This window comes from Streptomyces corchorusii, from assembly GCF_001514055.1.
GTDB classification, from domain to species: domain Bacteria; phylum Actinomycetota; class Actinomycetes; order Streptomycetales; family Streptomycetaceae; genus Streptomyces; species Streptomyces olivaceoviridis.
Genome location: NZ_KQ948372.1, coordinates 79,918 through 84,215, shown reverse-complemented (window position 1 = coordinate 84,215; position 4,298 = coordinate 79,918). Strand labels below are relative to the sequence as shown.

General features: G+C 70.7%; 4 protein-coding genes. All 4 read right to left on the bottom strand.

All coding sequences use genetic code 11. From position 1 onward, the window contains the following. Positions 1-183: hypothetical protein (locus AQJ11_RS50565; RefSeq protein WP_425265019.1), on the bottom strand; the 183-nt coding region annotated here is incomplete at its 3' end. Between the two features lie 315 nt (positions 184-498). Next, on the bottom strand, positions 499-1,122 hold the full coding sequence (locus AQJ11_RS39050; RefSeq protein ID WP_059266528.1) for a hypothetical protein: 624 nt from the start codon (positions 1,120-1,122) through the stop codon (positions 499-501). Positions 1,123-1,312: 190 nt separating this feature from the next. Next, positions 1,313-3,193, bottom strand: coding sequence for a hypothetical protein (locus tag AQJ11_RS39045; RefSeq protein WP_059266527.1), 1,881 nt, complete (start codon positions 3,191-3,193; stop codon positions 1,313-1,315). Then, positions 3,132-4,277, bottom strand: coding sequence for a hypothetical protein (locus AQJ11_RS39040; protein WP_059266526.1), 1,146 nt, complete (start codon positions 4,275-4,277; stop codon positions 3,132-3,134). Before AQJ11_RS39040 ends, AQJ11_RS39045 begins: the two co-directional genes overlap by 62 nt. Between the last annotated feature and the right edge of the window lie 21 nt (positions 4,278-4,298).

The window sequence follows — 4,298 nt, the reverse complement described above, 5'->3', positions numbered from 1 at the left end:
GGACTCGAACCTCTCCAATCCCACCCCGCCCATTGGCAGGCCCTTGGATCCCCAGGTGCCCCGCGTGCCCGAGGTGCCGGCTTCCCCGGAGCCCTCGGGCACCGGCGACCCCTCCGGGGTGGTACCCGGGGAGCCCTTGGCGTCCGGGGAGCCCTTGGCGCCGCGGTTGTCCGCCAGGCCCATGGACCCTCAGCTGCCCCGGGTGCCCGTTTCACCGGCCCCCTAGATGACGGGGCGCCGGTCCACGCCGCTCGACGACTGACAGCAGGGGGCCGGCTCGGGCCGATGGCGCGATCGCAGGCTGCCGGAGTCGGCAGGAACTTCTGGAGCAGGGTGATGTCCGCCTCCGACAGGCGTGCGTCACCCTGCTCCTGTCGTCGAGCGTGTCCGCTCCGGTCGCCCATGTCGTGGCGGATACGGGCATCTCCCGCGTCACGGCCGCTTCGCCTTGCGGCAGGCGCTGGCCGGCCTCGGTGCGGGACTTCTGCTCTATGGACGTCACTCAGCCGGGTCGCCCGAGGAGCTCGTGATCTGTAGTGGCGTGGTGGTTTCCGGGACGCCGCTGAGTGCGCGCCGGACCTGCTCGCTCAGCGACGGGTTTCCCGGGCGTGCCGGTTCGGCGAACCGGGCACTGGCGTGATTGCCGGACAGGCTCCGCACGGGCGTCGGCACGGGCAGCGCTGTCAGCGCGGTGTGGCGCTGCCGCGACCGGCGCTGGCGTGCCGTGTCACCCTCGGACCCGGCCTGCGGCGGCACGGCGGGCGGTGCCTCGTCGGCGGCGAAGCGGACGACGGCAGTCGCGTTGAACGACATCGACCGCCCGTCGCCGGTGCCCGCCTGTCCGGGCCTGGTGATCGCCTGCGTCGCCGCGCTCAACGCCATGGTCCGCACGGTGACGGTGAAGGTGAACGGAACCCGGAACTCCGCCGCTGTCTTGTGTGCGGCGTTCGCGCCGACGATGTCCGTGTCCGTGTCGGCCGACGGGAAGGCGAGGTGGGGCGCTTGCTCCGGCGCCCCCAGTGGAACCTCCGCGGCAACGAGGTCCAGTGACGTGTCGAATGCCAGCCGGCTCCCGCTCGTGCGGGTGGCCGACGGTGGGGTGGCACGGTTCTCGGTGAACATGCCGGCCGCGACCTCGGCCGACGGGACCAGCCGGCCCGGTTCTGCTGCCCCGGGTCCCCGGCCCGCCGTGCCGTCATGCTCACCTCCACCACCTTGGGCACGGTGGTCTGGTCCACGAAGCGGAAACTGGTGGAACTGCCAAGCGTGGAGACCAGCGAACGCATTCTCGCTGTTGCCGATGTGAGTTCGGCTATCTGAGGCAGAACCCCGTGCAGGTAGCCGCTGCTGTCCAGGCGGGTGACACCCGGCGAAACCTTCTCGACGAAGTCGGCGACGAGATCGCGTACCAGACCTGGACCGCCTTCGGGGCGTACCGACACGACCACCGACGCCTGCGTGCCCGGGTGGGGGCTACCGCGGGAGGCGTCGGCCCAGGCCGCCCGGTCACCTCGGGCGCGGGGATGCTGTCGTAGTCCAGCACATTCCTGAGGCGGTGCAGTTCGTCATCTGTGACGAGGAGCTCGACGCCGTCGGGCTCGATCACCCGGCCCGGCACAGTGGTGTTGCGGTCCGCCGAGAAGGAGGTCGGCAGTACGCCGTCGCGCGCGGTCTGCACGGTGACATGTATGCGGTGCATGGGGGAGGAACCCGCGCTGACCATCCAGTGTGTGGTCGTCGCGTCGTTGAGCGTCCGCACGGTCGAGTCGGGCGGATGGCCGCTCAGTTGCAGGTCGGAGGAGATCGCTTCCAGTGGGGCGAGGTCACCGCTGAGGACGGCCTGGGGACCGCTGTGGGACGTGATGGTCCGGGTCGTCGCCGCACCCTGGGTCGTGGCGAGGCTACGGCGGTGCTCGACGGCCCCGACGGGGCCCGCGTAGTGCAGCCCGTGCAGGCTGCCCTCAACGGTGATCCGCACCCGGGTACCGGTGATCCGCCCCTCCCCCATACCGGCTTCCATGACCAGACCGCCCCCGAAGACGGTCTGCGCGTCCGCGACCAGCCGCGCGGGGTCGAGTGCCTGCCGCCCTCTGCTGTGCAGCAGGTTGGCCCGGCTGTCCAGCGAAACCCCGCTCAACTGTGTCGTCAGCCATTGTCCGGCGATCGGCAGCGGCACACGTGACCGGGAGGTGGCCGGAGCCCCTGTGAGCAGTGGATTCCGCTCGGCGTCCGCTGCCTCCTCGTTGGCCTCCGCCGCTCCCTCCGCGCCGTCGGGGTCCCGCGCGGGGGCTTCGTCCTCGGCCAGGTTCCTGGCGGGCGTGGTCCGCTGTTCGACGCCAAGGAGCTTGGCGATCTCCCTGGCGAGGGAATGACTGCCTGCCACCGATTCGACATGGACATGCTGTAGCACTTCGCTGGCGTCGGCGGTGCTCAGGCCGGCGGAGCGTGCGGCCAACCCGCCGGTTCGGGTGGCGTCCTCGGGACGCGCACTGCTCGGGGGTTCGGCGGTGGTCCGGTGAGCCGGCACCGCGACATGGACGGTGACGGGCGTCTTCACGGTGCCCTGGATGGGCCGGTCTCCCTCGGACTCGGCGTACAGCCAGGCGGGGACGGCATAGACGTCGACGCCGGCGGCGGACACCACCGGAGCATGAATGCGTTCGGTGACCGAGGCGGTCCGGACGTCCGTATTGGTCCTGGCGTACGAGCTGTGCCACTGGCCCTTCGCGGTGCGCAGATCCACGCCGAGCATTTCGAGGTCGGGACCGGCGGAGCCGCCTCCACCTACGGCGACGTGGATCGGGGTACCGGCCAGACGATCGCCGCTCGGTACGTCTGATTCGATACGGTTGTCCGTCCGGACCGCCGAAAGGCTGGCCACGTGTCGGACCGGCCTGTCCTTGTCCCTCTCGACGTGCAGGCTCAGCATCGGCCGCGGGCCGTCGACGCGATCCGTTTCGCTAAATCCCACGAGCAGTCCGGTCAGCAGCTGGGGCAGCAGCGCACGCTGGACCGACTGCGGACGCAAGCTGTCGAGGGTGCGCTGGTTGAGCAGCCGTTGTTCCCGCCTTTGACCTGGTGTGATCCAGTCCGAGGCGGCGGCGTTCGGCAACAGCCCCCTCTGGCTCATCTCACGTTCGACGTGGTCGAAGAGACGGTCCGTGCCTTCGACGCGCTGGACGGTGGAGGACATGCCGAGGCTGCGCAGCTCCGCGACCTCGGGCGGCGGGAACCGGTCCGCCTGCCCCCGGTGTCCGCAGCGCCGAGGCGGAGGGCACGTGGAACACGACCTGACCCGGAACCCCGTTGGTGGTGAACTCGTCCGGTGTACGTGTCGGCTCCACCAGGGTGACCTCGTAGACGACACCGGCCTGGACCAGCCCCGCCGGTCCGGTGATCTGCAAGCCCGTCAGCCTCTGGAGACTCCTCATGGGCTGCCAGGCAGTGGCTTCGCCTTCGCTCAGCCGTGCTGTCACCCGGAAGTACCCGACGGCGTCGCCCTTCGCGGTGCGCAGGACGGGAGAGGTGTGCCGGCCGCCCAGCAGCGTCGGCATCCCGTCGGCCAGCGCGGCTGCGCTGAAGAAGTCCCTCATGGTGAGGAGTGAATCCTGCGACACCTCGGAGAGCTGCTTAGCGAAGAAGGCGGTGACGTGGTCCAGCAGTTCGCCGGCCCCGAGCACGCTGTGCACCGCGGCCAGCGGCAGGTCGTGTGTAACGGCGTGCACAGCAGCCGGCCGGTGCCAGGTCGCCGCCTTCGGCGTCTGCGGGAACCAGGCACGCAGGGACGGCCTTTCACCTGCCAGGGCCGTCCAGTCAGCGTTCTCGCCGGGCGCCTCGATGCGGAGCTCCCACCGCATGGCGAGGTCAACCGCCTGCGGACGTCCGGGGATGTGCGCCGAGGTGTGAGCGCTCGTGGTCGCGCTGACCAGCGTGGTGGTCCCGACCTCGTTGAGCGTTGCCGACACCTCAGGGGAGACCGGCAGACCCAACACCGCGGCCAAATTCAAGCTGAGGGTACGCCGGTTGCTGCCGCTGGACGTGCCCGCGATGGCCGTACCGGTGGAATCGGACCATGTGCGTGCCACGGAGCCCGGCGCGTGCGCCGACTCCACTCCGCGCGGGTCAGCCAGCCGGAGACGCAGGGTGACGGTGTAAGAGCGGTCGCCGTGCCGCACGCTGACCAACAGTCCCTCACCGGTGAGCGCGGACCACCGCTCCGACAGGTTCCCGGGGGCGAGCGTCTCACCGATCCGCGCCCGCAGGACCTCGTACGGCACGCCTTCCAGGGCGCGGACAGC